Annotated in this window: 29 protein-coding genes; 16 read left to right on the top strand and 13 right to left on the bottom strand. The window is 70.2% G+C overall.

The features are described 5' to 3' along the window. Positions 1 to 15: 15 nt before the first annotated feature. The 12 genes from pyrH to MMB17_RS10470 all read right to left on the bottom strand — a co-directional run bounded on the left by pyrH (position 16) and on the right by MMB17_RS10470 (position 10,923). A complete protein-coding gene (gene pyrH / locus MMB17_RS10525; RefSeq protein WP_238310370.1) occupies positions 16 to 738 on the bottom strand; it encodes a UMP kinase in 723 nt (240 codons plus the stop codon). 132 nt (positions 739 to 870) lie between these two features. Beyond that, positions 871 to 1,791, bottom strand: a complete 921-nt coding sequence (gene tsf / locus MMB17_RS10520) for a translation elongation factor Ts (RefSeq protein ID WP_241101888.1) — start codon at positions 1,789 to 1,791, stop codon at positions 871 to 873. A 126-nt stretch (positions 1,792 to 1,917) separates the two neighbouring features. Further along, positions 1,918 to 2,982 carry a 30S ribosomal protein S2 gene (locus tag MMB17_RS10515; RefSeq protein ID WP_238310372.1) on the bottom strand — a complete coding sequence of 355 codons (1,065 nt, stop codon included), beginning with the start codon at positions 2,980 to 2,982 and terminating at the stop codon, positions 1,918 to 1,920. Between the two features lie 164 nt (positions 2,983 to 3,146). Further along, positions 3,147 to 3,419, bottom strand: coding sequence for a hypothetical protein (locus MMB17_RS10510; protein ID WP_241101887.1), 273 nt, complete (start codon positions 3,417 to 3,419; stop codon positions 3,147 to 3,149). A gap of 35 nt (positions 3,420 to 3,454) precedes the next feature. Beyond that, a complete protein-coding gene (locus tag MMB17_RS10505; protein ID WP_241101886.1) occupies positions 3,455 to 4,192 on the bottom strand; it encodes a pseudouridine synthase in 738 nt (245 codons plus the stop codon). Then, a complete protein-coding gene (locus tag MMB17_RS10500) occupies positions 4,189 to 5,133 on the bottom strand; it encodes a class I SAM-dependent methyltransferase (RefSeq protein ID WP_241101885.1) in 945 nt (314 codons plus the stop codon). The genes MMB17_RS10505 and MMB17_RS10500 overlap by 4 nt, the downstream gene beginning before the upstream one ends. A gap of 181 nt (positions 5,134 to 5,314) precedes the next feature. Then, positions 5,315 to 6,793 carry a SulP family inorganic anion transporter gene (locus MMB17_RS10495; RefSeq protein ID WP_241101884.1) on the bottom strand — a complete coding sequence of 493 codons (1,479 nt, stop codon included), beginning with the start codon at positions 6,791 to 6,793 and terminating at the stop codon, positions 5,315 to 5,317. 237 nt (positions 6,794 to 7,030) lie between these two features. Beyond that, positions 7,031 to 7,990, bottom strand: coding sequence for a GTPase Era (era, locus tag MMB17_RS10490; protein ID WP_241101883.1), 960 nt, complete (start codon positions 7,988 to 7,990; stop codon positions 7,031 to 7,033). Next, a complete protein-coding gene (rnc, locus tag MMB17_RS10485; protein WP_241101882.1) occupies positions 7,983 to 8,765 on the bottom strand; it encodes a ribonuclease III in 783 nt (260 codons plus the stop codon). The genes era and rnc overlap by 8 nt, the downstream gene beginning before the upstream one ends. 1 nt (position 8,766) lies before the next feature. After that, positions 8,767 to 9,567 carry a signal peptidase I gene (gene lepB, locus MMB17_RS10480; RefSeq protein ID WP_238310380.1) on the bottom strand — a complete coding sequence of 267 codons (801 nt, stop codon included), beginning with the start codon at positions 9,565 to 9,567 and terminating at the stop codon, positions 8,767 to 8,769. A gap of 193 nt (positions 9,568 to 9,760) precedes the next feature. Further along, positions 9,761 to 10,165 carry a holo-ACP synthase gene (acpS, locus tag MMB17_RS10475; RefSeq protein WP_241101881.1) on the bottom strand — a complete coding sequence of 135 codons (405 nt, stop codon included), beginning with the start codon at positions 10,163 to 10,165 and terminating at the stop codon, positions 9,761 to 9,763. Next, positions 10,162 to 10,923 carry a pyridoxine 5'-phosphate synthase gene (locus tag MMB17_RS10470; RefSeq protein ID WP_238310382.1) on the bottom strand — a complete coding sequence of 254 codons (762 nt, stop codon included), beginning with the start codon at positions 10,921 to 10,923 and terminating at the stop codon, positions 10,162 to 10,164. The genes acpS and MMB17_RS10470 overlap by 4 nt, the downstream gene beginning before the upstream one ends. Before the next feature lie 233 nt (positions 10,924 to 11,156). Between MMB17_RS10470 and MMB17_RS10465 the strand changes: the two genes are divergently transcribed. From MMB17_RS10465 to MMB17_RS10390, 16 genes are all read left to right on the top strand, one after another. Continuing rightward, positions 11,157 to 12,164 (top strand): LLM class flavin-dependent oxidoreductase, encoded by a 1,008-nt coding sequence (locus MMB17_RS10465; RefSeq protein WP_241101880.1) that lies wholly within the window; start codon positions 11,157 to 11,159, stop codon positions 12,162 to 12,164. Positions 12,165 to 12,489: 325 nt separating this feature from the next. Next, complete coding sequence (rpsF, locus tag MMB17_RS10460; protein ID WP_238310386.1) at positions 12,490 to 12,918, top strand: 30S ribosomal protein S6; 429 nt, start codon at positions 12,490 to 12,492, stop codon at positions 12,916 to 12,918. A gap of 2 nt (positions 12,919 to 12,920) precedes the next feature. Then, entirely contained in the window at positions 12,921 to 13,172 is a 252-nt protein-coding gene (gene rpsR / locus MMB17_RS10455; protein ID WP_238310387.1) for a 30S ribosomal protein S18, read from the top strand. Positions 13,173 to 13,333: 161 nt separating this feature from the next. After that, complete coding sequence (locus MMB17_RS10450) at positions 13,334 to 14,347, top strand: DUF2232 domain-containing protein (RefSeq protein WP_241101879.1); 1,014 nt, start codon at positions 13,334 to 13,336, stop codon at positions 14,345 to 14,347. 69 nt (positions 14,348 to 14,416) lie between these two features. Beyond that, positions 14,417 to 14,989: a 50S ribosomal protein L9 gene (gene rplI, locus MMB17_RS10445; RefSeq protein ID WP_238310390.1), complete on the top strand. Its 573-nt coding sequence runs from the start codon at positions 14,417 to 14,419 to the stop codon at positions 14,987 to 14,989. A 139-nt stretch (positions 14,990 to 15,128) separates the two neighbouring features. Further along, positions 15,129 to 15,503, top strand: coding sequence for a YciI family protein (locus tag MMB17_RS10440; protein ID WP_238310392.1), 375 nt, complete (start codon positions 15,129 to 15,131; stop codon positions 15,501 to 15,503). A 266-nt stretch (positions 15,504 to 15,769) separates the two neighbouring features. Then, positions 15,770 to 17,257, top strand: coding sequence for a replicative DNA helicase (locus MMB17_RS10435; RefSeq protein WP_238310396.1), 1,488 nt, complete (start codon positions 15,770 to 15,772; stop codon positions 17,255 to 17,257). An 84-nt stretch (positions 17,258 to 17,341) separates the two neighbouring features. Further along, positions 17,342 to 18,454 (top strand): alanine racemase, encoded by a 1,113-nt coding sequence (gene alr / locus MMB17_RS10430; protein WP_241102163.1) that lies wholly within the window; start codon positions 17,342 to 17,344, stop codon positions 18,452 to 18,454. A gap of 62 nt (positions 18,455 to 18,516) precedes the next feature. Next, entirely contained in the window at positions 18,517 to 19,941 is a 1,425-nt protein-coding gene (gene radA / locus MMB17_RS10425) for a DNA repair protein RadA (protein ID WP_241101878.1), read from the top strand. Between the two features lie 203 nt (positions 19,942 to 20,144). Next, positions 20,145 to 20,753, top strand: a complete 609-nt coding sequence (locus MMB17_RS10420; protein ID WP_238310400.1) for a CvpA family protein — start codon at positions 20,145 to 20,147, stop codon at positions 20,751 to 20,753. A gap of 113 nt (positions 20,754 to 20,866) precedes the next feature. Further along, positions 20,867 to 22,336: an amidophosphoribosyltransferase gene (gene purF, locus MMB17_RS10415; RefSeq protein WP_238310401.1), complete on the top strand. Its 1,470-nt coding sequence runs from the start codon at positions 20,867 to 20,869 to the stop codon at positions 22,334 to 22,336. Positions 22,337 to 22,340: 4 nt separating this feature from the next. Continuing rightward, the gene (locus MMB17_RS10410; RefSeq protein ID WP_241101877.1) at positions 22,341 to 23,081 is read left to right on the top strand and encodes an SDR family NAD(P)-dependent oxidoreductase; all 741 of its coding nucleotides are present in this window, start codon (positions 22,341 to 22,343) and stop codon (positions 23,079 to 23,081) included. A gap of 43 nt (positions 23,082 to 23,124) precedes the next feature. Continuing rightward, on the top strand, positions 23,125 to 23,532 hold the full coding sequence (locus MMB17_RS10405) for a dihydrofolate reductase (RefSeq protein ID WP_238310408.1): 408 nt from the start codon (positions 23,125 to 23,127) through the stop codon (positions 23,530 to 23,532). Between the two features lie 81 nt (positions 23,533 to 23,613). After that, a complete protein-coding gene (locus MMB17_RS10400) occupies positions 23,614 to 24,738 on the top strand; it encodes a carboxylate-amine ligase (RefSeq protein ID WP_241101876.1) in 1,125 nt (374 codons plus the stop codon). A 351-nt stretch (positions 24,739 to 25,089) separates the two neighbouring features. Beyond that, positions 25,090 to 25,449 (top strand): hypothetical protein, encoded by a 360-nt coding sequence (locus MMB17_RS10395; protein WP_241101875.1) that lies wholly within the window; start codon positions 25,090 to 25,092, stop codon positions 25,447 to 25,449. 73 nt (positions 25,450 to 25,522) lie between these two features. Further along, positions 25,523 to 25,747, top strand: coding sequence for a hypothetical protein (locus MMB17_RS10390; protein WP_238310411.1), 225 nt, complete (start codon positions 25,523 to 25,525; stop codon positions 25,745 to 25,747). Here MMB17_RS10390 and MMB17_RS10385 read toward each other — a convergent pair. Beyond that, entirely contained in the window at positions 25,740 to 26,354 is a 615-nt protein-coding gene (locus MMB17_RS10385) for a cytochrome b (RefSeq protein ID WP_241101874.1), read from the bottom strand. The two genes, MMB17_RS10390 and MMB17_RS10385, sit on opposite strands and share 8 nt — an antisense overlap. Positions 26,355 to 26,469: the final 115 nt, after the last annotated feature.

Here is a 26,469-nt window from a genome sequence, read left to right as displayed (position 1 = left end):
GGAGCGGGGACGCCCCTACGGCGCCACCAGGGTAGAGGGCGCATCGCCGGTCAGGATCGCGGTGACGGAGCTCGGCGGATGGAGCGAGCCGACCACGATGGACAGCCTGCTCTCGCGCGCCAGGGCGAAAGCGGCCGTGTCCATGATCTTGAGGTCGCGGGCGATGGCCTCGTCGTGGCTCAGCCGGTCGTAGCGCCGCGCGTTCGGATCGCGCTTCGGATCGGCGGAATAGACGCCGTCGACCTGGGTGGCCTTCAGCACCGCGTCGCAGCGCAGTTCCGCCGCGCGCAGCACCGCGGCCGTGTCGGTGGTGAAGTAGGGGTTTCCGGTGCCGCCGGCGAGCACCACGACCTGGCCCTTGTCGAGATGGTGCAGGGCGGGCTGCCGGGCGAAGGTCTCGCAGATCGTCGGCATCGAGACCGCCGACATGGTGCGGGCCGCCACACCCGCGGCGTTGAGCGCGGTCTCGATGGCCAGCGAATTCATCACCGTCGCCATCATCCCGAGCGAATCGCCCGTCGCCCGGTCGATCCAGCCGGCCTGGGAGATGCGGGCGCCGCGGATCATGTTGCCGCCGCCCACCACCACGGCGATCTCGAAACCATGCCGGATGGTGCTGGCGATGTCCTCGGCCAGGGACGCCAGGGTCGGCGGATGGAGCCAATAGCCGTCCGGGGCGGCAAGCGCCTCACCGGAGAGCTTGACGAGGACGCGACGGAACGGCGCCTTCTCCGGCATCTAGGGCTCCTCAATACGCTGGGGGGAACGCGAAGTCCCGCGGCTTCTATCAAGGCCCGTACCAGAACGTCGAGGGGCGACGGCATCGCTGCCGCCGCCCCTTTTCAACATGGAGGAAAGCGTGGATCGCGCTCAGCGCGACATGCTCGCGACCTCGGCCGCGAAGTCCGGGCCCTCTTCCTTCTCGATGCCCTCGCCGAGGGCGTAACGCACGAAGCCCTTGATCGCGACCGGGGCGCCGGCCTTGCCCTCGGCCTCCTTCAGGACCTGGGTGATGGTCTTGGAGCCGTCATGCACGAAGGGCTGCTCCAGGAGGGTGACCTCCTTGTAGTAGCTCTTCAGGCCGCTCTCGATGATCTTGGCGAGGACATGGTCCGGCTTGCCGGCGTTCTTCTCGCGCAGGATGTTGCTCTCGCGCTCGACGGTCGCGGTGTCGACGCCGGAGGCGTCGAGGGCCACCGGGTTGGTCGCGGCGACGTGCATGGCGATCTGGCGGCCGAGGGTCGACAGGAACTCGACGTCACCGGTCGATTCGAGCGCGACGAGCACGCCGATCTTGCCGAGACCCTCGCTGATCTGGTTGTGCACGTAGGAGGCGATCACGCCCTGGCCAACCTCGAGCTTGGCGACGCGGCGCAGGGTCATGTTCTCGCCGATCGTGGCGATCAGGTTCGAGAGCGTGTCCTTCACGGTCGTGGAGGAGCCGGGGAAGGTCGCGGCCTCCAGGCTCTCCAGGGTGCCGTCGGTGTTCAGCGCGAACTTGGCGGCCTCGCGGGCGAAGGCCTGGAAGCTGTCGTTGCGGGCAACGAAGTCGGTCTCGGAGTTCACCTCGAGGATCGCGGCGTGGCGGCCGGCGGACTCGACGGCGACGAGACCCTCGGCGGCGACACGGCCGGCCTTCTTGGCAGCCTTGGCGAGACCCTTCTTGCGCAGCCAGTCGATCGCCGCCTCGAGGTCGCCGTCGGTCTCGTTGAGCGCGCCCTTGCAATCCATCATGCCGGCGCCGGTCTTCTCGCGCAGCTCCTTCACGAGGGCGGCGGTGATGTTGGCCATGGCGATCCTCTTTCGATTCAGCGGTGTCTTGAAGTGAGTGAGCCCGGCGCTCGCTTAAAGCGCCGGGCTTTGCAGAGAGATGACGCGCGCCGCGGCACCGGGCCCGAGAGCCGGTGCCGTCGCCGATCAGGCCGCAGCGGCCTCGACGAAGGCGCGGGACTGCTCGATCCAGCCGTCGCGGCCGATGCGGCCGTTGAGCTTCAGATCGGCGTCGAGCTTGGCGACGTCGTCGGGCTGCATGGCAGCGATCTGCCAGTAGTGCCACACGCCGGCATCGTTGAGCTTCTGCACGAGCTGCGGGCCGACGCCGGTGAGCTTGGTCAGGTCGTCGGGGGCGCCGCGCGGGGCGGCGAGGAGCTCGAAATGCTCGGTCGACTCGGCGAGCGCCGCGACGTCGGCCGGGTTGATCGAGCCGGACTCGATGGAGGCAACGGCGTCGTCATTGGCCGGCAGCTCCTCGGCGGTCGGCTCCTCGGAGGCGCCGACATCGATGCCGAGCGCGCCCTGGCCGCGGCCGATGCCCTCGATCGCCGCGCGGGCGACCAGATCGCAGTACAGCGCAATGGCGCGGCCGGCGTCGTCGTTGGCGGGGACGACGTAGGTGATGCCGTCGGGGTTGCAGTTCGAGTCGACGATGGCCGCGACCGGGATGCCGAGGCGGTTCGCCTCCTTGATCGCCAGCTGCTCCTTGTTGGTGTCGATCACGAACAGCAGGTCGGGCACGCCGCCCATATCCTTGATGCCGCCGAGCGCCTTCTCGAGCTTCTCCTTCTCACGGGAGAGCATCAGGCGCTCCTTCTTGGTGAGGCCGACGGCGCCGCCATCGAGGGTCTCGTCGACCTTGCGCAGGCGCTGGATCGAGCCCGAGATGGTCTTCCAGTTGGTCAGCATGCCGCCGAGCCAGCGGGAATTGACGTAGTACTGGGCGGAGCGCTTGGCCGCCTCGGCGATGGCATCCGCCGCCTGGCGCTTGGTGCCGACGAACAGCACGCGGCCGCCACGGGCCACGGTGTCGCTCACCGCCTGCAGGGCGGAGTGCATCGCCGGCACGGTCTGGGCGAGGTCGATGATGTGGATATTGTTGCGGGTGCCGAAGATGTACGAAGCCATCTTCGGGTTCCAGCGGTGGGCCTGATGCCCGAAATGCGCGCCCGACTCGAGGAGCTGGCGCATGGTGAAATCGACGGCCATGATTCTTTGTTCTCTCCGGTTGGTACCGCCGCGGAGGAAGCGACCGACCTGAGGCCGGCCACCGGAAACGCCTCATTCATGCATGAGGCCGGCTCCGCGTGTGGGATGGGCGGGGGCGTTAGCAGAAGCGGGGACGCGGCGCAAGCCAAGCCCCTCCTCCAGGCTCAGCCCGCGACGCGGCCGACCTCGTCCCGGGTCCGCTCGATCATGGCGAGCACCGCGACGTAGAAGGCCTGCTGCAGGGGCGAGAAGGTGTCCGGCCGGATGCCGTCCGAAAGCCGGGCGAGCAGCGCGTCCAGGGCGGCCGGGCGCGCCCGCGGATCCGGCTCGGCCAGGGCGTGTTCGAGGACGGCGCCCTGCACCGCGGCGAAATCGTCGCGCTCGGCGCGCGCGATGAAGCCGTGCAGGACGGCGGCGGTCTGATCGATGGAAGCCATCGGCGCTTATGGGCCGCAATCGCCCCGCCAGGCAATCACGCAGATGGGGCGAAGACGGCGGCGATCTCGGCGGGCCCCATCACGCGGCATTCTCCCGCCGGCAGATCGGCCGGCAGGTCGAGGCCGCCGACCCGGTCGCGGTGGAGCGCCGTGACGTGATTACCCAACGCCGCGAACATGCGGCGGACCTGATGGTAGCGCCCCTCGTGCAGGGTCACGGCACAATGGGTCGCGTCCTGGCCCTCGAAGCCGACCGGCAGCAGGGGCTTGTCTTCGCCCTCCAGCATCAGCGTCCCGGAGGCCAGGACCGCCGCCTCGTCGCCCCGGAGCGGCCGGTCGAGCGTCACCTGGTAGCGCTTGGCGACCTTGGCCTTGGGCGAGATGATCCGGTGCAGCAGCGCCCCGTCATCGGTGAGCAGGAGCAGGCCGGAGGTCTCCTTGTCGAGGCGTCCCACCGTCGAAAGTGCGGGGTCGCGCCGGCGCCAGCGCTCGGGCAGCAAGCCGTAGACGAGCGGCCCCGCCTCCTTGTGCGAGCAGGTCACGCCCAGCGGCTTGTGCAGCATCAGGCAGAAACCGGGCAGGGGATCGAGTGGGGCGCCGTCGATCCTCATCCGCTCGGGCAGGTCGGCCTCGAGGGCGATACGGCCGCCGGCATCGTTCAACGCCGCGCCGTCGAGGGTGATGCGACCACCCCAGGCCAAAGCCTGGATCTCCCGGCGGGAGCCGTAGCCGAGATTGGCGAGGAGCTTGTCGAGACGGACGGACTTGCTCATCCGTTCCTCTTGCCGAAGGCCTTGCCGGAACCCGTGGCCTTGCGCGCCTCGATCACCTTGTAGCCGTCGCCCGCGGCCCTCTGCGTCACCTCGCGGAAATGCTCCCGCAGGGTGGCCTCGTAGGGCAGATGGGTGTTGGCGGTGAGCCAGAGGCTGCCGCCGGGGCGCAGGACCTGGGCCGCCCGGGCGATGAAGGCCTGACCCAGGCTGCGGTCCTCGGCGCCCCCGTCATGGAAGGGCGGATTCATCACCACGAAGTCGAGACGCGACAGGGCCTCGTCCGGCTGGCGCAGGTCGGCCCAGCGGAAGCGCGCGCGGGCGTCCCCCACGTTGCGCTCGGCCATGGCGACGGCGCGCCGGTCGATGTCGATCATCGCGAGCTGGGTCACCGCGGGCGAGCGCAGCACGGCCATGGACAGGATGCCGAGGCCGCAGCCGAAATCGGCGCCGCGGCCGGACAGCATCGGCAGGGTCTCGATCAGCAGGGCCGAGCCGGGATCGAGACGGTCCCAGGAGAAGATGCCCGGCTGGGTGCACAGAGCCATGTTGTCGATGTGGCGCGGCGCCCCCTCGGCGATGGCTTCCTCAAGCCCCTCCGGCCGTTCCGGCCGGGACAGGAGGCAGATCCGGTGATGGCGGCGCGCCTCCTCGGCGATCACGGCCCCGAAGGCGGCGAGCTCCTTGGCGAGGCGCGCCCCGCCCCGATCCTTGGGCGCCAGCGCCACGCAGCGCCCGCCCGGGGCGAGCCCGCGCAGCGCCAGTGCGAGGGTGTAGCGCCGCTCGATCGTGCCGGCGGGGGCGAGCACCACGGCGCCGTCGAGGCTGCCGGGGCTCACATCCTCCAGGCGCGGGGAGCCGGGAAAGAAGGGCGAGACCTGCGCCGCGCCGGAGGCGACCTCCACGAGGCCGGCCGGGGGGAGGCCGTAGACGACGTGCTGCATCTTTTCTGGAATTCGGACTTCAAACGCTTCGGTCCGGGAACGCACGTCGTGGCCGGAGGTCACGCGCGAAGCGGTGCCTCAGGTCGCAAACGGACGAATCGACCGGGGATAACTCTCGTATAGCCGGATTCGGCGGCGTCCGGGACGGCTTTTCGTGGGCCGCCCCGGCCTCGGCCGGCCCTCAGTGGCCGGCCGCGTCCAGGGCCGCGCCCGGCTTGTCGTAGCTGCCGAGCCGCTCGACCATGATGGCGGTGGCCGCGTTCATGCCGACGACCTCCACCGCGACGCCGTGATGGCGGAACTTCAGCACCACCCGGTCGAGGGCGTTCACGCTGGTGATGTCCCAGAAATGCGCGGCCGAGAGATCGATCACGATACGGTCGAGATCGGTTTCCCGGACATCGAAGGCCGCATGGAAGGCCTCCGCCGTCGCGAAGAAGATCTGGCCGCTGACCCGGTAGGTGCGAGCCCGCCCCGCGCGCGTGGAGGTGACGCCGAAGAGGCGCGTCACCTTGTGGGCGAAGAACAGCCCGCTCAGCGCCACGCCGAACAGCACGCCCCGGGCGAGGTCGTGGGTCGCCACCACCACCGCGACGGTGCCGAGCATGACGACGCTCGACGAGCGCGGATGCGTGAGGAGCGTCCGCAGCGACCTCCACTGGAAGGTGTTGATCGAGACCATGATCATCACGGCGACGAGCGCGGCCATGGGGATCTGCGCCACGTAGGGCCCCAGTACCACGATCAGGAACAGCAGAAAGGCGCCGGCCCAGAGGGTCGAGAGCCGTCCGCGGCCGCCGGAGGAGACGTTGATCACCGACTGGCCGATCATCGCGCAGCCGGCCATGCCGCCGAGGAAGCCGGAGGCGATGTTGGCCGCGCCCTGGCCAGCGCATTCGCGGTTCTTGTCGGAGGTGGTGTCGGTCATCTCATCGATGATCGCCGCCGTCATCAGGCTCTCCAGCAGCCCGACCATGGCGATGGTGGCCGATGTCGGCAGGATGATGCGCAGGGTCTCCAGGGTGAAGGGCACCTGCGGCAGGGCGAACCAGGGCAGCTCGCTCGGCAGCGCGCCCATGTCCCCGACCCGATGGATCGGCAGGTCGAGGGCCATCGCCACCGCCGAGAACAGCACGATCGTCACCAGGGGCGAGGGGATGGCCCTGGTCAGGTAGGGAAGCCCGTAGATCACCACGAGGCCGGCCGCCGTCATCGCGTAGACGATCGTGCCCTGGCCGATCAGCTCCGGCATCTGGGCGAGGAAGATCAGGATCGCCAGGGCGTTGACGAAGCCGGTCACGACCGAGCGCGAGACGAAGCGCATCAGGTTGCCGAGCCGGGCCGCGCTCGCGGCGAGCTGCAGGAGGCCGGTGAGGATGGTCGCCGCGTAGAGGTAGGCGACGCCGTGCTCCTTCACGAGGCCGGTCATCAGGAGCGCCGTCGCTCCGGTCGCCGCCGAGATCATGGCCGGGCGCCCGCCGGCGAAGGCGCTGACGACGGCGATGCAGAACGAGGCATAGAGCCCGACCTTCGGGTCGACGCCGGCGATGATCGAGAAGGCGATCGCCTCCGGGATCAGCGCCAGGGCGACCACCGTTCCGGCGAGCAGCTCACGGGTGACGTTCGGAGCCCATTCGCTCCGCAGACGGACGAGATTCATGGAGGCAGCGCTTTCGTGCTCCCGCGCGCCACGCGGCGCCGACAGGAGGCATGAGCCCGCGCGGCAGCGGCGCGGACAGATGAGGGAATAAGGGAAAAGGACGACGGAGAGCGCGCGGCTACGGCGGCGTGGGCCGGCTCTGGCGGGGGGCTCGATCCTGCGTCATGGGTCGGCGTGTAACAGGTTCATGCTGCGGCGCAACCGAAACATGGCCGCGCCGCCGAGAGAAAGCCCCTGTCAGTTGCGGGGGAACTCCAGCCCCATCTCCCGGTAGCGGGCGGGATCGTCGGCCCAGTTCTCGCGCACCTTCACATGCAGGAACAGGTGCACCTTGGCCTCGGCGGCCTCGGCGATCTCCAGCCGGGCGGCCTGGCCGATCGCCTTGATGGTCTGGCCGTTCTTGCCGAGCACGATGGAGCGCTGGCTCTCGCGCTCGACGAAGATGGTCTGCTCGATGCGCACCGAGCCGTCCTGCTTCACCTGCCACTGGTCGGTCTCGACGGTGGAGCGGTAGGGCAGCTCCTCGTGCAGGCGGTCGTAGATCTTCTCGCGGGTGATCTCGGCGGCGAGCATGCGCAGGGGCGCGTCCGAGACCTGGTCCTCCGGGTAGAGCCAGGGACCCGCGGGCATCATCGCGGCGAGCGACTTGCGCAGCGCCTCGATGCCGTCGCCGTTGAGCGCCGAGATCATGAAGGTCTCGGTGAAGGAGATGCGCTCGTTCAGGGTCTTGGCGAGGCCGAGCAGCTTCTCGCGGGGGATCAGGTCGATCTTGTTGAGCACGAGGAGCTTCGGGCGCTTCACGTCCGGGATGCGCCCGAGCAGCCGCTCCACCTCCTCGTCCACGCCCTTGCGCGCGTCGATCAGCAGGCAGATCGCATCCGCATCCGCGGCGCCGCCCCAGGCCGATTGCACCATGGCCCGGTCGAGCCGGCGCTTGGGCGCGAAGATGCCGGGCGTGTCGACGAGGACGATCTGCGCCGAGCCCTCCATCACGATGCCGCGCACCAGCGCCCGGGTCGTCTGCACCTTACGGGAAACGATCGAGACCTTGGTGCCGACCAGGGCGTTGAGCAGCGTCGACTTGCCGGCGTTCGGCACGCCGATCAGGGCGACGAAGCCGGCCTTCGCATCGGCCGGGATCTGCGGCAGCAGGCTTTCCGGCGCGGCTTCGTGTCCGTGGTCTTCGTCTTCAGCCATCGCTGTTCCCGTCCTGGGTTGCGCCGATCCCCTCCCGTGCCAGCACGGACTGGGCAGCCTCCTGCTCGGCGACGCGCTTCGAGGAGCCCGTGCCGAAACCGGGCTCGATGCCCTTCACCCGGACGGCGATTCGGAAGACCGGAGCATGATCCGGGCCGGAGCGCTCCACCACCTCGTAGACCGGGATCGGCAGGGAACGGGCCATCGCCCATTCCTGAAGAGCCGACTTGGCGTCGCGCCCGCGGGGCGCCGCCGTCTCCTGCTCCGGCCGGAAGGCCTCGCGCACGATCGCCTTGGCCTTGTCGAAGCCGGCATCGAGATAGACCGCGCCGAGGATCGACTCGCAGGCATCGGCGAGGATGGTCTGGTTGCGCCGCCCCCCGCCCTGCACCTCGCCGATGCCGAGCTCAAGATGCGGGCCGACCTGCCACTGCGTCGAGACCGCCGCGCAGGTCTCCCGGCGCACGAGGCCGGCGAGGCGGCGCGACAGCTCGCCCTCGTCGGCCTCGGGGAAGGCGGCGTAGAGCAGTTCCGCCACGGCGAGGCCGAGCACACGGTCGCCGAGGAATTCCAGCCTCTGATAGCTGCCGGTGCGGCCCGAATTCCCCGCCTTGCTGACATGGGTCAGGGCGAGCCGGAGCAGGTCCGGATCGGCGAAGTCGTGGCCGATGCGCGCCTCCAGCTCCTGCAGGGAAGGCCGGGGGCGCTGGGCGCGGCGGGCGCGGCTCGAGGGGCGCGGGGCTCCGCCGTCTCCGGGTGCGGGTGCGTCGCTCAAATCAGTGGATCGTCGAGAACAGGCGGCCCCAACGGACATCCGCCGGCCAGCGCCAGATCTGCCAGGCGGGCGTTCCCTCGTCGATCGAGAAGAAGATCATCTCCGCCCGGCCGACGAGGTTCTCGAAGGGAACGTAGCCGACGCTGGCGAGGTCCCGCGAATCCGTGGAATTGTCGCGGTTGTCGCCCATCATGAAGAAGTGGCCCGGGGGCACCGTGTAGAGCTCGGTGTTGTCCCAGAAACCGTGGTCGCCGTCGCGCTCGATCGTGCGGTGCACGACGCCGCCGGGCAGCGTCTCCTGGTACTGGGGCACCTTGGTCGACTGCCCGAAGGCGTCGAAGGTCTCGTAATCGGCGATGCGCTCGCGCTTGACCGGTTTGCCGTTGATGTTGAGCACGCCCTCGATCACCTGGATCTTGTCGCCGGGCAGGCCGATCACGCGCTTGATGTAATCGGTCGAGTTGTCCTTGGGCAGCTTGAACACGGCGATGTCGCCGCGCTTGGGCTCGGCGCCCCAGATCCGGCCCTGGCCGCCGATCGGCAGGTACTCGCCCAGCGGCAGGGAGTATTTCGAGTAGCCGTAGGAATATTTCGAGACGAACAGGTAGTCGCCGATCAGGAGCGTCGGGATCAGCGAGCCCGAGGGGATGTTGAAGGGCTGGAACAGCAGCGTGCGCACCACCAGCGCGATCAGGAGGGCCTGAACGCCGACCTTCACGGTCTCGCGGATGCTCGCCCAGGTGCCGGTGTCGGAGGACCGGAGGGCCGGCTTGGTCTCGTGATCCACGCGCGCGGTTTCCATCAGTCTCAGTCGTCTCCGCGGCGTCCGGGCCGGATCGGCCCGCAAGGCAGCCGCGTGGGATGCGGGCGCGTCTCGCCCGCGGGAGTGGCGGCGGTCTAGACCAAGCTTACGCCCCCCGCAACGCAAGCCTTGAGCGCAGTGCCCTTTCGCACCGGGCCGGCCCGCGGCCCGGCGAGGCGCCTTCTTAGCCTGCTCAGGGCTCTCCCGGCACCGCTTCGATGATCACGAAGGCTTGCGCCAGGGGCGGGTCGTCGGTGAGGGAGATGTGCAGCCTGGCCACGTGCCCGGCCGGCACCAGGGCCTCGAGGCGCGCCTGGGCGCCGCCGGTGAGTCGCAGCGTCGGCGCGCCGCCGGGCAGGTTCACCACCTCCATGTCGCGCCAGAACACCCCGAGCGCCATGCCGGTGCCGAGCGCCTTGGCGCAGGCCTCCTTGGCCGCGAAGCGCCGGGCGTAGGACGGGGCGCGGGCCGCCCGGGCGTCGCATTTGGCCCGCTCGGCATCGGTGAAGACGCGGTGGGTGAAACGGTCGCCGAAGCGCTCCAGCGAGGCCTCGATCCGGCGGATGTCGCAGAGATCGGAACCGATGCCGACGATCATGCGAGCCCCGCGGCGTTCTCCCGGGCCCGGTCCATCGCCGCGCGCATGTCCCGCACCGCCTGGCGCAGACCGACGAAGATCGCCTCGGCGATCAGCGCGTGGCCGATATTGAGCTCCTTCAGCTCGGGGATCGCCGCCACCGGGCCGACGCTGTCGAGGGTGAGACCGTGCCCGGCATGCACCTCGAGGCCGATCTGCGTGCCGTAGCGGGCCGCCCGCAGGATCCGGTCGAGCTCGGCGCGCAGGCGCAGGGCATCACCCTCGATCGCCGCCTCGCAATAGCGGCCGGTATGGAGCTCCACCACCGGCGCGGCGAGGGCCCGGGCCGCATCCATCACCGCCTCGTCCGGCTCGACGAAGAGGGAGACGCGGATGCCCGCCTCGGAAAGGGCCGCGATGCGGGGCGCGAGGTGATCCCGGCCGCCGACGATGTCGAGGCCCCCCTCGGTGGTGCGCTCCTCGCGCTTCTCCGGGACGAGGCAGGCGGCATGCGGCCTCGTGGCGAGCGCGATGCCGACCATCTCGTCGGTGGCCGCCATCTCCAGGTTGAGGGGCACGGAGAGCTGGCGCAGGGCGGCGATGTCGGTGTCTCGGATATGCCGGCGGTCCTCGCGCAGATGCGCGGTGATGCCGTCCGCCCCCGCCGCCACCGCCTCGTGCGCGGCGCGCACCGGATCGGGATAGGCGCCGCCGCGGGCGTTCCGCACGGTGGCCACGTGATCGATGTTGACGCCGAGACGAAGGGACGAGGCGGACACGGGGCCGGGTCTCCGAGGATTGCGCGGCCTGCTCTAGACGAGCGGGCCTTCGAAAGGAATGCGGGCGCGCTTCGTCCGGCTCCCGCGCAGCCCAGTCATGCCGGGCCCACATCGGAACGCGGCGGGCAGTCTTAACCCGCTCCGCTTGCGCGCGGGCGCAACACTTCCGATCTGGCAGGCGAAGGGGACATCGCCCGGGCGGCCCGGCCGCCCATCGCCAGGACATCCGCACCATGCCCCGCCTCTCGATCCTGGATCTCGCCTTCATTCCCGAGGGCGCGACCCCGGCCGATGCGCTCGCCAACAGCCTCGATCTCGCGCGCCATGCCGAGCGCCTCGGCTACAACCGGTTCTGGCTCGCCGAGCACCACAACATGGTCGGCATCGCCAGCGCGGCGACGGCGGTGGTGATCGGCCACGTCGCCGCCGGCACGAAAACGATCCGGGTCGGGGCGGGCGGGATCATGCTGCCCAACCACGCCCCGCTCGTGATCGCCGAGCAGTTCGGCACCCTGGCGGCCCTGCATCCGGGCCGGATCGATCTCGGCCTCGGCCGGGCGCCGGGCACGGACGGCCTGACCCTGCGGGCCCTGCGCCGCTCGCCGGACGCCGCCGACAGCTTCCCGCAGGACGTAGTCGAATTGCAGGCGCTGCTCGGGCCGCTCCAGCCGAACCAGCGAGTCCAGGCGGTGCCGGGCACCGGCTCGGAGGTGCCGCTCTGGATCCTCGGATCCAGCCTGTTCGGGGCGCAGCTCGCGGCGATGCTCGGGCTGCCCTACGCCTTCGCCTCGCATTTCGCCCCGGACGCCCTGCTGCCGGCGCTCGAGGCCTATCGCAGCCGCTTTCAGCCCTCCGGGCAGCTCCAGCGGCCCTATGCCATGGTCGGGGTGAACGTCGTGGCGGCGGAGACGGACGCGGAGGCGCGGCGGCTCTTCACCTCGGCCCAGCAGCAATTCACGAACCTCGTGCGCGGCACCCGCGGCCTGCTGCGCCCGCCGATCGACGACATCGAGACCTACTGGAGCCCCGCCGAGAAGGCCCAGGCCTCCCGGATGCTCGCCCGCGCCATCGTCGGCTCGCGGGAGACCGTGCGCGCGGGGCTCGACCGTCTTATCGCGGAGACCGGCGCGGACGAGCTGATGGTCGCCTCCGCGATCCACGATCACGGCGCCCGCCTCCGCTCCTATGCGATCCTGGCCGAAGCGGCGGAGATGCGCACGGCGGAAGAAGTCGCGGCCTGACGGCGCCTCGCCGGCAGCCCTCCCCTCTGCGAGCGACGAAGCCGAAAACCGCGGCCCCCTCGTTGCCATCCCGCGAAAACTCCGTTATGGGCGCGCCTTCGCGTTCGCTCCGGCCGGGGGCTGAACGGACGGTGCCGCCTGTGGCACAGGGTAAGTCAGTACTGACTTAATCCCGTCGTCCCGTGTCTCCGCCTTCGATCAACCGCTCGGGCCATCATCAAGGGCTCGAAGGGCTTGGCGCCGAGCGAAATGCGAGACGAACCGGCCCGAACTCTCCGCGCCCTGCGCGGCCGGGCTACCTTTGACCGTTAGACAAGGCCCGACAATGCCTCTCTACGAACACGTCTTCCTGGCGCGCCAGGATGTGACGTCCCAGCAGGTCGAGACCATGGTCGAGACCTACAAGGGCGTCATCGAAGCCAATGGCGGCACGATCGAGAAGATCGAGCCCTGGGGCGTCAAGTCCCTGGCCTACCGCATCAAGAAGAACCGCAAGGCGCATTTCACGCTCCTCAACATCTCGGCTCCCCCGGCGGCGATCGCCGAGATGGAGCGCCAGATGCAGATCTCCGAGGACGTGCTGCGCTTCATGACCATCCGCGTCGAGCAGCTCGAGGCCGAGCCGTCCGCGATGATGCAGAAGCGCGACCGCGACGACCGCAAGGATCGCGACCGCGGCGACCGTCCGCGTCGTCGTGACGACGACTTCGGCGGCTTCGGCGGCGGCGAGCGCAACTTCGGCGGGGAGAACTGATCATGGCTTTCGGTGCTGGTGGCGGCGGTGGCCGTCGTCCGTTCTTCCGTCGGCGCAAGACCTGCCCGTTCTCGGGCGCCAACGCCCCGAAGATCGACTACAAGGACGTGAAGCTGCTCTCCCGCTACGTGTCGGAGCGCGGCAAGATCGTTCCCAGCCGCATCACCGCGGTCTCGGCCAAGAAGCAGCGTGAGCTCGCCCAGGCGATCAAGCGCGCCCGCTTCCTCGGCCTGCTGCCCTACGTGATCCGCTAAGGGTCGTTCGGCTTCCCGGCCCGCGTGTCTCGCGCGGGCCGGTTCACCTTTCCCGAGGGCAGCCCTGGAACGGGCCGCCCGATCGCTGGGGTGGTCCGGGGATGTCTCTCCGCCGCTCCTAACCCTGCCCTCGACGAGGGACAGCGGGACAGCGGAATTCGATGAACAAGGACATCGCATACGGCGTCGGCGCGGGCCTCGTCTCGGCACTCCTGTTCGGGGTGCTTCTGAAGGCGACCCCGCTCGCGATCGTCCTCTACCTGCTGGCCCCGCTGCCGATCCTGATCGTCGGCCTCGGCTGGAGCTACAAGGCCGGCCTCGCGGCAGTGGCCGCCGGCAGCCTGGTGCTCGCCGCCTTCGTCTCGCCCTATCTGGCCTTCGCCTTCGCGGTCTATCTCGCGATCCCCGCCTGGTGGCTCGCCTATCTCGCCATGCTCGGCCGGCCCTCCGCCGACGGCAGCCTCGAATGGTACCCGACCGGGCGCCTGCTCGCCTGGATCGCCGGCACGGCGGCCCTGGCCTTCGTCGCCATCGCGGTGATCGCCTCGCCGAACTACGAGACCTTCCGCGCCCAGCTCGGGGCGATGTCGAAGCGCGTCGTGCAGGTGCAGACCCAGGCCCGCACCGGCGCCCCCGCCCCGACCGGAGCAGAGACCGGCAGCGACAAACCCGCGCCGGCCCAGGAAGCCGCCCCCGAGGACAAGGGCTCCGAGGACCTGCAGAGCGAGGTGGCCGAGGCCCTGGCCACGGTCGCCCCGGCGCTCGCCGCCCAGGGCCTCGCCGTGCTCCTGACCTTCTATCTCTGGGCGGCGGCGCGCATCGTGCAGATCTCCGGCCGCCTCGCCCGGCCCTGGCCGGACATCCCGGCCACGGCGATGCCGCGGGCCGCGGTGGCGCTGCTCGGGGCCGCCTTCGGCCTCACCCTGGTGCCGGGCTATCCGAGCGTGCTCGGGGTGGCGCTGGTCGGCTCCTTCAGCGCCGCCTTCGCCCTCCAGGGGCTCGCCGCCTTCCACGATCGCAGCCGCGGCCGGCCCGGGCGCGGGGCGCTGCTGATCGGCCTCTACGTGGTGCTGTTCGCGACGCAGGGCGTCGCCTTCGTCGCCCTCTTCCTCTTCGGCATCGCCGACACGGTGCTCGGGCGACGGCGCCCGCAGCCCGTGCCGGGGCGCCGCTGACCCCTCCCGCCGGGTGAACCCGGCGGATCCTGCAAACACCGAAAACCTCGACCGAAAGGACACAGAACCATGGACGTCATCCTCCTCGAGCGCGTCGCCAAGCTCGGCCAGATGGGCGAGACCGTGAAGGTCCGCCCGGGCTACGCCCGCAACTTCCTCCTCGCCCGCGGCAAGGCCCTGCGCGCCACCGAGGCCAACAAGAAGCACTTCGAAGCCCAGCGCGCCCAGCTCGAGGCCCGCAACCTGGAGCGCCGCAGCGAGGCCCAGGCCGTCGCCGAGAAGCTCGACGGTCAGAGCTTCATCCTGGTTCGCCAGTCCGGCGAGACCGGCGTGCTCTACGGTTCCGTCTCGGCCCGCGACCTCGCCGAGATCGTGACCAAGGAAGGCTTCACCGTGAGCCGCGACCAGTTCGTGCTCAACCAGCCGATCAAGACCCTCGGCCTGCACACCGTGCCGGTGCACCTGCACCCCGAGGTCGAGGTCACCGTGACCGTGAACGTCGCCCGCAGCGCCGAGGAGGCCGAGCGCCAAGCCCGCGGCGAGGTCGTCACCGAGCGCGAGCAGTTCAACCTCGACGACCTCGGCCTCGAGGTCGGCCAGGCGCTGGCCGATGCCGGCGAGGGCGCCGACGACCGCGGCTGAGCCGCTTTCTCCCGCGGCGGCAGCGCCCCGGGGAGAACCACTGAAAAAAGATCCCGGGCCGATGTCGGCCCGGGACCAGCCGCATCGTCTTTCGAGGAGACGGGGCCGACGATGCCCCGCTCCTTCGAAGGAGCGGACGATGCGGGTGATGGTTCTGGTGAAGGCGACCACGGAGAGCGAGGCCGGGCAGATGCCCTCCGCCGAACTCCTCGAGGCCATGGGCCGGTTCAACGAGGCGCTGGCGGAGGCGGGCATCCTCCGGGCGGCCGACGGGCTTCACCCCTCCTCCCGGGGCAAGCGGGTCGCCTTCGACGGCACGGAGCGCAGGGTCATCGACGGCCCCTTCGCGCAGACGAAGGAGCTGGTGGCCGGCTTCTGGCTCTGGGAGGTGAAGGACATGGCGGAAGCCGTGGACTGGGTGAGGCGCTGCCCCAATCCCATGCCCGGCCCGAGCGAGATCGAGATCCGCCCCCTCTTCGAGATGTCCGATTTCGCCGCGCTGCAGGGCTGTTGAGCCGGCGCGAAGCGTTCCGGGACCCCGTGGACAGCGGGGACGAAGCGCTTCCGGCGTTGACTTGTTCCCAATTCGTTCCAGCATATCACCCGCGATTCCGGTCCTCGGAACCGCGGGCGCTCGGCTTTCGGCGGGTGTGGCGCGGCGGGTGCAGCGCGGCCGGCGCGCCGCCCCTAAGGATCGGTTCACCGTGCCGCGGCATGGTCGGGCAGAGATACGGAGCGCGGCCCCGTCGGGCCGCCGGGAATGGAGATCGAGAGCGCGCCATGGCCTTGCCCAACGCCCTGACGGCGAAGCTCGAAGCGGTCCAGGCCGAGTACCGCGTCCCGCCCCACAATATGGACGCGGAGCAGGCCCTGCTCGGCGCGATCATGGTCAACAACGACGCCTATTACCGGGTGTCGGACTTCCTCCTGCCCGAGCACTTCATGGAGGAGGTGCACCGCAAGATCTTCGAGGTCGCGGTCTCCCTGATCAAGGCGGGCAAGCTCGCGACCCCGATCACCCTCAAGACCTATCTCGGCGACGCCGATCTCGGCGGCATGACGCCGATGCAGTACCTCGCCCGCCTCGCGGCGGAGGCGACCACCGTCATCAACGCCGCCGAATACGGCCGCACCATCTACGACCTCGCGATCCGCCGCCGGCTGATCACCATCGGCGAGGACCTCGTGAACGGCGCCTACGAGGCGCCGGTGGAGGCCGCGCCCCGCGACCAGATCGAGGCGACCGAGCGCCGGCTCTACGAGCTGGCCGAGGCCGGCAAATACGACGGCGGCTTCCAGAAGTTCTCCGACGCGCTCACTGCGGCCGTCGACATGGCGGCCAAGGCCTATCAGCGCGACGGCAAGCTCTCCGGCATCGCCACGGGGCTGACCGACCTCGACGCCAAGATGGGCGGCCTGCAGCCCTCCGACCTGATCATCCTCGCGGGGCGCCCGGCCATGGGCAAGACCTCGCTCGTGACCAACATCGCCTTCAACATCGCCAAGGCCTATCGCGGCGAGAAGCGGCCCGACGGCGTGATCGAGACCGTGAATGGCGGCATCGTCGGCTTCTTCTCCCTCGAAATGTCGGCCGAGCAGCTCGCCACCCGTATCATCGCCGAGCAATCCGGCGTGCCCTCCTACAAGATCCGCCGCGGCGACATCCGGCCCGAGGACTTCTACAAGATCACCGACGCCGCCCGGGAGATGCAGTCGATCCCGTTCTACATCGACCAGACCGGCGGCATCTCCATCGCCCAGCTCGCCGCCCGCGCCCGCCGCCTGAAGCGGCAGAAGGGGCTCGACCTGCTCATCGTCGACTATCTTCAGCTGCTCTCGGGCTCGGCCAAGAAGGGCGACAACCGCGTGCAGGAGATGACCGAGATCACCACCGGCATGAAGGCGCTCGCCAAGGAGCTGAACGTGCCGATCATCGCGCTCTCGCAGCTCTCCCGTCAGGTGGAGAACCGCGACGACAAGCGGCCGCAGCTCGCCGACTTGCGCGAATCCGGCTCGATCGAGCAGGACGCCGACGTGGTGATGTTCGTGTTCCGCGAGGAATACTACGTCAACAACAAGAAGCCCCGCGAGGGCACGGAAGAGTTCTTCGCCTGGGAGGCGGAGATGAACCGCGTCCACGGCAAGGCCGAGGTCATCCTCGGCAAGCAGCGTCACGGCCCCACCGGCACGGTCGAGCTGCAGTTCGACGCCAACATCACCCGCTTCTCGAACCTCGCCAGCGACGACCGGATGCCCGACCGGATCTGATCCGGATCGTGCTACAAGCCCTCATCCGCGCCCCGCGGGCGCAGTTGTGAGGGTCGCGGCGGGCCGGCCGGAGGAGAGCGGATCATCGCCTTCGAAGAACCAGAGGGTCGCGACGAGGCGCGCTTTTATCCCGCCCACGGCGCCCGCCTGACGATCGACCTGTCGGCGCTCGTCGCGAACTGGCGGCAGCTCGGCGCCTGCGCGCCGCAGGCCGAGTGCGGCGCCGTGGTGAAGGCGGACGCCTATGGCTGCGGGCTCGCCCGGGTCGCCCCCGCGCTGTGGCGGGCGGGCTGCCGGACCTTCTTCGTGGCGCATCTCGCCGAGGGGGTCGCGGCCCGCGCGCTGCTGCCGGAGGCGGCGATCTACGTCCTCAACGGCCTTGCCCCCGGCACCGGCGCGGCCTATCGCGCCCATGCCCTGCGCCCCGTCCTAGGGGACGGGGAGGAGATCGCCGAATGGGCGGCCCTGTCGCGGGGCGCGCTGCCGGCGGCGCTGCATGTCGATACCGGCATGAACCGGCTCGGACTGCCCGTGCCCGAGGCCCTGGCGCTCTCCGGCGATCCGCTGCTGGCGGAAGCGGGCATCGACCTCGTGATGAGCCATCTCGTCAGCGCCGAGCAGCCCGAGGCCGCCGTGAACGACCGCCAGGCGGCGGCCTTCGCCGCGATCCGCGCGGCCTTCCCGGGTCTGCGCGCCTCGCTCGCCAATTCCTCGGGCGGCTGCCTCGACGCCCGGGTCCGGCACGATCTGCTGCGCCCGGGCTACGCGCTGTACGGCGGCAACCCGCATCCCGGCCGACCGAATCCGATGCGGCCGGTGGTGCGGCTCGAGGCGACGATCCTTCAGTTGCGGGAGGTCGAGGCCGGGGAGAGCTGCGGCTACAACGCCCGCTGGACCGCGCCCGGCCGGCGCCGCCTCGCCACCCTGTCCCTCGGCTATGCCGACGGCTATCCGCGCGCGGCGAGCAATGCCGGCCGGGCTCTCGTCGGCGGCGTCCCCTGCCCGATCCTCGGCCTGATCTCGATGGATCTCATCATCCTCGACGTGACGCAGGCCCCGGAGGCCCGACGCGGCGGAACCGCCACCCTGATCGGCGGCGACCTCGACATCGACAAGGTGGGCGAGGCCGCGGGCACGATCGGCTACGAGATCCTGACGGGGCTGGGTTCCCGTTATGTTCGTGTCTATGTAGGGTAAGCCGGGCCGCGAGAGCCGGCCCCTCCCCTTCCTCCGGGCCCCTGCGGCCGGGACCGCAATCCATGGCCAAGATCCACCAGACCTTCGTGTGCCAGTCCTGCGGGGCGGTCTACAATCGCTGGCGCGGGCGCTGCGAGGCCTGCGACGGCTGGAACACGATCCAGGAGGAGGTGGCGGCGAGCGGCCCCCAATCCGGGCCGGCGGCGGCGCGGACCTCGTCCCGCGCCCGTGGCCGGGTCTTTCCCATGGAGGGCCTGACCGGCGAGGCCAAGGAGGCGCCGCGCACGCCCTCCGGCATCGCCGAGCTCGACCGGGTGACCGGCGGCGGCTTCGTGCGCGGCTCGGTGATCCTGCTCGGGGGCGATCCCGGCATCGGCAAGTCGACCCTGCTGATGCAGGCCTCCGCGGCCATGGCGGCCCAGGGTGCCCGCGTCGCCTACATCTCCGGCGAAGAGGCGGTCGGCCAAGTGCGCCTGCGGGCCGAGCGCCTCGGCCTCGCCAAGCATCCGGTGGAGCTCGCAGCGCAGACCAATGTCGAGGACATCGTCGAGACCCTGTCCCAGGGCCATCCGCCGGCGCTCGCCATCATCGATTCGATCCAGACCATGTGGACCGAGACCGTCGAATCGGCCCCGGGCACCGTCACGCAGGTGCGCTCCTCCGCCCAGGCCCTGATCCGCTTCGCCAAGACCACGGGCACGGCGGTGATCCTCGTCGGCCACGTCACCAAGGACGGGCAGATCGCCGGCCCCCGCGTGGTGGAGCACATGGTCGACGCCGTCGCCTCCTTCGAGGGCGACCAGGGCCACCATTTCCGCATCCTGCGGGCGGTGAAGAACCGCTTCGGCCCCACCGACGAGATCGGCGTCTTCGAGATGACGGATGCGGGTCTCTCCGAGGTGCCCAATCCCTCCGCCCTGTTCCTGGCGGGGCGCGACCATGCCGCGCCGGGCACGGCGGTCTTCGCGGGCATGGAGGGCACGCGGCCCCTCCTCGTCGAGATCCAGGCCCTGGTCACGCCCTCGGCTCTGGGCATGCCCCGGCGTTCCGTGGTCGGCTGGGATCCGAACCGGCTCTCCATGGTGCTCGCGGTGCTGGAGGCCCATGGCGGCCTGCGGCTCGGCACCCACGACGTCTATCTCAACGTGGCGGGGGGCCTGCGCATCTCAGAGCCGGCGGCCGACCTCGCGGTGGCGGCCGCCCTGGTCTCCTCGCTCTCCGGCGCGACGCTCGCGCCGGAGACGGTGTTCTTCGGCGAGGTCGGCCTCTCGGGCGCGGTGCGGCCGGTGGCCCAGGCGCAGGCGCGGCTGAAGGAGGCGCAGAAGCTCGGCTTCTCGCGGGCGATGGTGCCGCAGGGCCGGGGCGAGGAGACCGACAGGCTGCTCGCCACCCAGTCCCTGCGCCACATCGCCGACCTCGTGGCGGGCATCGTCGCCGATGCGCCCCGGCGCGGCGCGCGCAATGCCCGCCGGGCGGAGGTCGACTGAGGCTGCGGGGCCGCGCCAGGAGACTCGCATGAGGATCCCCAGCGTCGTGCACGGTGAAATCGGGCGCCTGTTTCGCGCAAGGTGACGGCCGAGGTTCGCGCTTGTATAACGCCCGCATCAAGAGCCGGAGGCGCGCGGCCCGGGCGAGCCCGCGTGTCGATGCCGAGCGGCCGTTCCCCGCCCTAAGCGATGCGTAGCCTGCGATGCCGTTTTCCATCCTCGACCTCGTGGTGCTCGGCATCGTGGTCCTGTCCGCGCTGCTCGCCGCCGTGCGCGGCGTGACCCGGGAGGTGCTGGCGATCTTCGCCTGGGTCGTCGCCGCGGCGGTCGCCTGGTCGCTGCACCCGCTGCTGCTGCCCACGGTGAAGCAGCACGTCACCAGCGACACGGTGGCCCTCGTCGCCTCCATCGCGGCGATCTTCCTCGGTACGCTGATCGTCGTCTCGATCATCACGGTGAAGCTCTCCGACCTCGTGCTCGATTCGCGGATCGGCGCGGTGGACCGCTCCCTCGGCTTCCTGTTCGGCGCCGCCCGCGGCTTCCTGATCTGTGTGATCGGATGGGTCTTCCTGGCCTGGCTCGTCCAGGGCCGGATGCCCGACTGGGCCGCCCAGGCGAAGACGCGCTACTATCTGGAGCAGTCCGGCAACGCCCTGGTCGCCCAGCTGCCCGACAATCCGGAGGGCTGGATCAAGAGTCTGCGCAAGCCGAAGGGCGAGGGCGCGCCGGAAGGCGGCGAGCCGCCGGCCGAGGGCGACACGCCGGCCCAGCGCACCGACGCCCAGCCTGCCACGCCCGCACCGCGGCGCTGACCCCGCCTGCCTGCATGGAACCGTTCTTGGTTCCGCCGCAGAGGTCGCTTAGATAGCGGGCTTTCCAAAGACGCTGCCCGTCGGGATCGGCCGGCAACGAGGAATCGGCAGGCATGTCAGAACAGAGCGCGCGGGACCTCGACTGGGACGCCGAGGGCGATACCCTGCGTGAGGAATGCGGCGTCTTCGGCATCTACGGACACGACGACGCCTCCGCCATCGTGGCCCTCGGGCTCCACGCCCTTCAGCATCGCGGCCAGGAGGCGGCTGGGATCGTCGCCTTCGACGGGGCGGTCTACCATTCCGAGCGCCGCCAGGGCCTCGTCGGCGATTCCTTCTCGGACCGCGCCACCATCGAGCGGCTGAAGGGCCAGGCCGCCATCGGCCATGTGCGCTACTCGACGACGGGCGGCACCATCCTGCGCAACGTGCAGCCGCTCTTCGCGGAGCTGGCGAGCGGCGGCCTCGCGGTCGCCCATAACGGCAACCTGACCAACGCTCTCTCCCTCCGCCGCGACTTGGTGCGCGACGGCGCCATCACCCAGTCCACCTCGGACACCGAGGTGATCCTGCATCTGGCCGCGCGCTCGCGCAAACCCCGCATCGTCGAGCGCTTCATCGACGCCCTGCAGCAGATCGAGGGCGCCTACGCCATCGTAGCGCTGACCAACAAGAAGCTGATCGGCGCCCGCGACCCCATGGGCATCCGCCCCCTGGTGATCGGCGAACTCGACGGCCGCTACATCCTCGCCTCGGAAACCTGCGCCCTCGACATCATCGGCGCCCGCTTCATCCGCGACGTGGAGAACGGCGAGGTGGTGGTGATCTCGGACGAGGGGCTGGAATCGATCCGCTTCGCCGAGCGGCGCCCGATGCGGCCCTGCATCTTCGAATACATCTACTTCGCCCGGCCGGATTCCGTGGTGAACGGCAAGAGCGTCTATGCCGTGCGCAAGAACATCGGCATCGAGCTCGCCCGCGAGGCCGGGGCCGAGGCCGACATCGTGATCCCGGTGCCGGATTCCGGCGTGCCGGCGGCCCTGGGCTACGCCCAGGAGACCGGCCTGCCCTTCGAGATGGGCATTATCCGCAACCACTATGTCGGGCGCACCTTCATCCAGCCGACCCAGTCCGTGCGCGAGCTCGGCGTGCGCATGAAGCACTCGGCCAACCGCGCCGCGGTGGAGGGCAAGCGCATCGTGCTCGTCGACGACAGCCTCGTGCGCGGCACCACCTCGGTGAAGATCGTGCGCATGATGCGCGACGCCGGCGCGACGGAGGTGCATTTCCGCATCGCCTCGCCGCCGATCACCTATCCCGACTTCTACGGCATCGACACGCCGGAGAAGGAGAAGCTGCTCGCCGCCACCCACGACCTCGAGGGCATGCGCAAGTATATCGGCGCGGATTCCCTCGCCTTCCTCTCGATCCCCGGCCTCTACCGGGCGATGGGCGAGGAAGCCCGCAACGAGGCCTGCCCGCAATACACCGACCATTGCTTCACCGGCGAGTATCCGACCGGGCTGACCGACCTCGCCATCGCCGGGCCGAAGCGCTTCGCGATGCTGGCCGAGGCGGACTGAGCGGATGGGGAAGCCCCTCGAAGGTCGCGTCGCCGTCGTTACCGGAGCCTCCCGCGGCATCGGCCGGGCCGCCGCCCTGGCGCTGGCCGGGGCCGGGGCCCACGTCGTCGCCGTGGCCCGTACGCAGGGGGCGCTGGAAGAACTCGACGACGCGATCCAGGCCGCCGGGTCGAGCGCCACGCTGGTGCCGCTCGACCTGACGGATTTCGACGGGCTCGACCGGCTCGGCGCCGCGATCAACGAGCGCTGGGGCCGGCTCGACGCGGTGATCGGCAATGCCGGCATCCTCGGCAACCTGATGCCCGTGGGCCATGTCACGCCCAAGGTCTGGGATCAGGTGATGGCGATCAACGTCACCGCCAATTACCGGCTGATCCGCTCCCTCGATCCGCTGCTGCAGCGTTCGGAGGCCGGCCGCGCCGTCTTCGTCACCTCGGGCGCCTCCGTGAAGTGCCGGGCCTATTGGGGCCCCTATTCCGTCTCGAAGGCGGCGCTCGACGCCCTGGTGCGCACCTACGCCGCCGAGACCGAGCGCACCCAGGTGCGGGCGATGCTCGTCAATCCGGGCCCGCTCCGCACCGCCATGCGCGCCGCCGCCATGCCGGGCGAGGATCCCCAGACCCTCCGGACGCCAGACGACCTCGCGCCCCATCTCGTGCGGCTCGCGAGCCCCGCCTGGAACGAAACCGGCCGGCTCTACGATTTCCCGAGCGACCGGGTGCTGGATTTCCAGCCCCCCGCCTGAGGGCGGCCTTCGTCCCCGGCCCCAACCTACCTTCGAGGACCGCATGATCGACGTCCGCTGCATCTGCGCCATCGGCCAGCGCGGCCAGCTGGGGCTGAACGGGCAATTGCCCTGGGAGGGCAACACCGATCCGGTCTTCGTCGAGGACGTGACCCGCTTCTTCCAGCTCACCATGGGCCACGTGCTCATCGCCGGCCCGAAGACGGTCTCCTCAATCCCCGAATTCGCCTTCAAGGACCGCACCATCGACGTGATCCGCTCGCACGAGGATCCGGAGACGGTGCTGAAGCGCTATCCCGGCCGGCGCATCTTCGTGGGCGGCGGCATCAAGGTCTGGGACGTCTACGCCCCCTATATCCAGCATTGGGACGTCACCCGCCTGCCCTATGACGGCGAGGCCGACCGCTGGTTCGATCCGGCCTGGCTCGTGGGCAGCGGACGGCCACGCTGAACCCTTCGCCCCCGGCAGCGTTCGTACTCACGCGTTGAGTGAGGCGGCGTCCGACCGGTCTCCGCGTCAGGGGATAGGGTGATGTCCGGCCACAGCTACCGCTTCGGCATCGAGGAAGAGTACTTTCTGGCCGATGCCGAGACCCGCGGGACGCCGCGCCGCTCGGTGAAGCCCTTCCATACGGAGGCCGGCGAGGCCCTGCCCGAGATCGGGCGCGAATTGCTCCAGTGCCAGGTCGAGGTCTGCACGCCGCCCTCGACCGCCTTCGGGGCGGCCCGCGACGTGCTCGCGCGCCAGCGGGACAAGCTCGCCGAGATCGCGGGGCGGCACGGCCTGCTCGTCTTCGCGGCCGGCACCCATCCGGTGGCGGACTGGGCGCGGCAATTGCCCACCAAGGGCGACCGCTACCGCGGCATCCTGCGCGATGTCGGGCTCGCCGGGCGGCGCAGCCTGATCTGCGGCATGCATGTTCATGTCGAGGTGGCCGACCCGGAGGCCCGCGTCGACCTGATGAACCGGCTCCTGCCGTTCCAGCCCCTGCTCTTCGCGCTCTCGGCCTCCTCGCCCTTCTGGCAGGGCAAGCCGACCGGGCTCTCCGCCTACCGCCTCAGCGCCTTCGGCGAGCTGCCGCGCACCGGCCTGCCGGAGCTGATCGCGGATGCCGCCGATTACGCGCGCTACATCCGGATCATGACCAAGGCGGGCTCGATCCAGGATGCGAGCTACCTGTGGTGGTCGCTGCGCCCCTCGATCAAGTTCCCGACCCTGGAGCTGCGCATCGCCGACAGCTGCACCCGGCTCGACGACGCCCTCGTCATCGCCGCCCTGTTCCGCTGCCTCGTGCGCCTCGTCGAGCGCCGGCCGGCGCTGAATGCCGGCCTCACCGGCGTCTCCCGGGCGCTCGCGGCGGAGAACCTCTGGCGGGCGCAGCGCAGCGGCGTCGAGGCGGAATTGATCGACGAGGCCTCCGAGGAGGCCTTCCCCTTCTCGGACTATCTCGCCAGCGTCCTCTCCCTCGTGGCGGAGGATGCCGAGGCCCTCGGCTGCGCGGCGGAGATCGAGGGCGCCCGCCGGATCCTGCGGGAGGGCACCAGCGCCGACCGGCAGATCGCGCTGTTCGAGGCGGCCCGCGGCGGCGAGACCAGCAACCGGCAGGCCCTCGACGCGGTGGTCGACTGGCTCGCCGAGACCTCCCGCAGCGCCTGAGGCGCCATCAGCAGTTTATGTGCGATCGCAAATACACGCGATCAGTTTCATGATCCGTTAGCCCTGCCTCGGCCGAGATCAGCCGCGAATTCCTCGATCGTTAACCCTCCATCGAACGTGTATTACCTCGATCCTCTTCCGGATCGACACGGCAATACTTGAGTAAGGCGCGACGCCTTATCCAGCCTTCAAGCGCGACACCCGCGCTGCATCGGGACATCGGTCGGGGCCATTGCCTCCGCCGTCGCCGGGATCGCCGCGACGGGCGGACGGTCCCGCGCGGCTTCCAGATGCTCACGGCAGCGCCCGCACCCCGCGCGGCGCAGGAAGGTTGGAAGGTCTGGAAGTCCCATGCGTTTCATGAATGGTCGCCTGAACGGGCAGCGGCGCGCCCACGCGGCGGAGCGGCAGGGCTCCGGTCGGAGCACGGCTTCGTTCGTGAGCCGGCTCGCCCTCGCCGCCGCCTGCACCCTCTCCGTCACGGCCTGCGTCAGCCCCAAGGAGCAGCGGGCCATGGATCAGAACCAGTGTCTCGGCTTCGGCTTCGAGCCGGGCACCGACGCCTTCGCCCAATGCATGATGGGTGTGACGCAGCACCGCGAAGCGCTGGCGCAAGAGCGAAACCTCGCCCTGCAGCACCAGAACATGGTGCGGTTCTGGCAGAACGAGCGCGAGTGGGAAGAGCGCCGCCGCGCCAATCTCGCCCGCTGAGGCGGCCTTCGGGCGATCGGAGCCGGCCGAACCGGCCCGATCGTCCGGGACGCCACCATTCTTGGAGTGACCGATGACTGAGGAATTCCGCGGCCCGCGCTACCCGACCGGCGCAATCATGAGCCTGGCCGTCCTGATCGGGATCGCGGCTTGGCTGTCGACCGCGAAGCCGAGCTACTTCATCCTGGCGGCGCTAGTCAGCATGATCGCCTTCAGCGTTCTCTACAGCCTCGTGCGCAAGCGCCTCGGCTGGCGGCCGCTGGATCTCGAGGCGCTGCCCAACCTCCCCTTCATCTGAGCGGGAGGGTGTCCGGCAGCGGCGGAAGCCTACGCGGGTCCTGCTCCGGCAGCATCCGGTCGAGGACGAAGTCGCGGCGGATGGCGACGTGCCAGACGGTCGCGAGGATGTGCAGCAGCACCAGCGCGTAGACCGCCCATTGGCCCGCGAGATGCGCCTTCTCGAAGGCCTCGTGCAACTCGGGGTTCTTCTCGAAGCCCGGGATGGAGAACAGCCAGAAATACGGCAGCGGATTGCCGTTGAAGGCGCTGAGCAGGAAGCCGGTGACCGGCATGATCAGGAAGATCGCGTAGAGCAGCCAGTGATTGATCCTGGCGAGAAGCGCCAGGCTGCGCGACTCGGTCGTCTCGGGCGGCGGGGGATTCAGAGCCCGCCACAGGATGCGCAGGGCCACGATCGCGAAGATCGTCAGGCCGACCGACTTGTGCAGGGTGAAGACGACCGGCTTGGCCGCCGCGTCCCTGGCGAGGCTGGTGCCGATCCAGGCGAGCGGAAGCACTGCCACCACTAGGGCCGACGTGAGCCAGTGCAGGGCCTGGGCGACCCCACCGTAGCGGGGAACGGTCGGCGGCGCGGTGCCGAGGGGCGCCATGGGCTGCAGGGGCATGGACATCCTTATCCGCCACGCGCCAACACGCATCGTCCGGGCCGTGACGGGCTCCCGGTCCGCCAGGCTTATTTAGAGCAATTTTAAACGGCAGCGTAGCCCCGAGGACGGGATG

Source organism: Methylobacterium organophilum (assembly GCF_022533465.1).
GTDB classification, from domain to species: domain Bacteria; phylum Pseudomonadota; class Alphaproteobacteria; order Rhizobiales; family Beijerinckiaceae; genus Methylobacterium; species Methylobacterium organophilum.
Note: the sequence above shows the minus strand (reverse complement) of the source record. Positions and strands in the feature narration are given on the sequence as shown.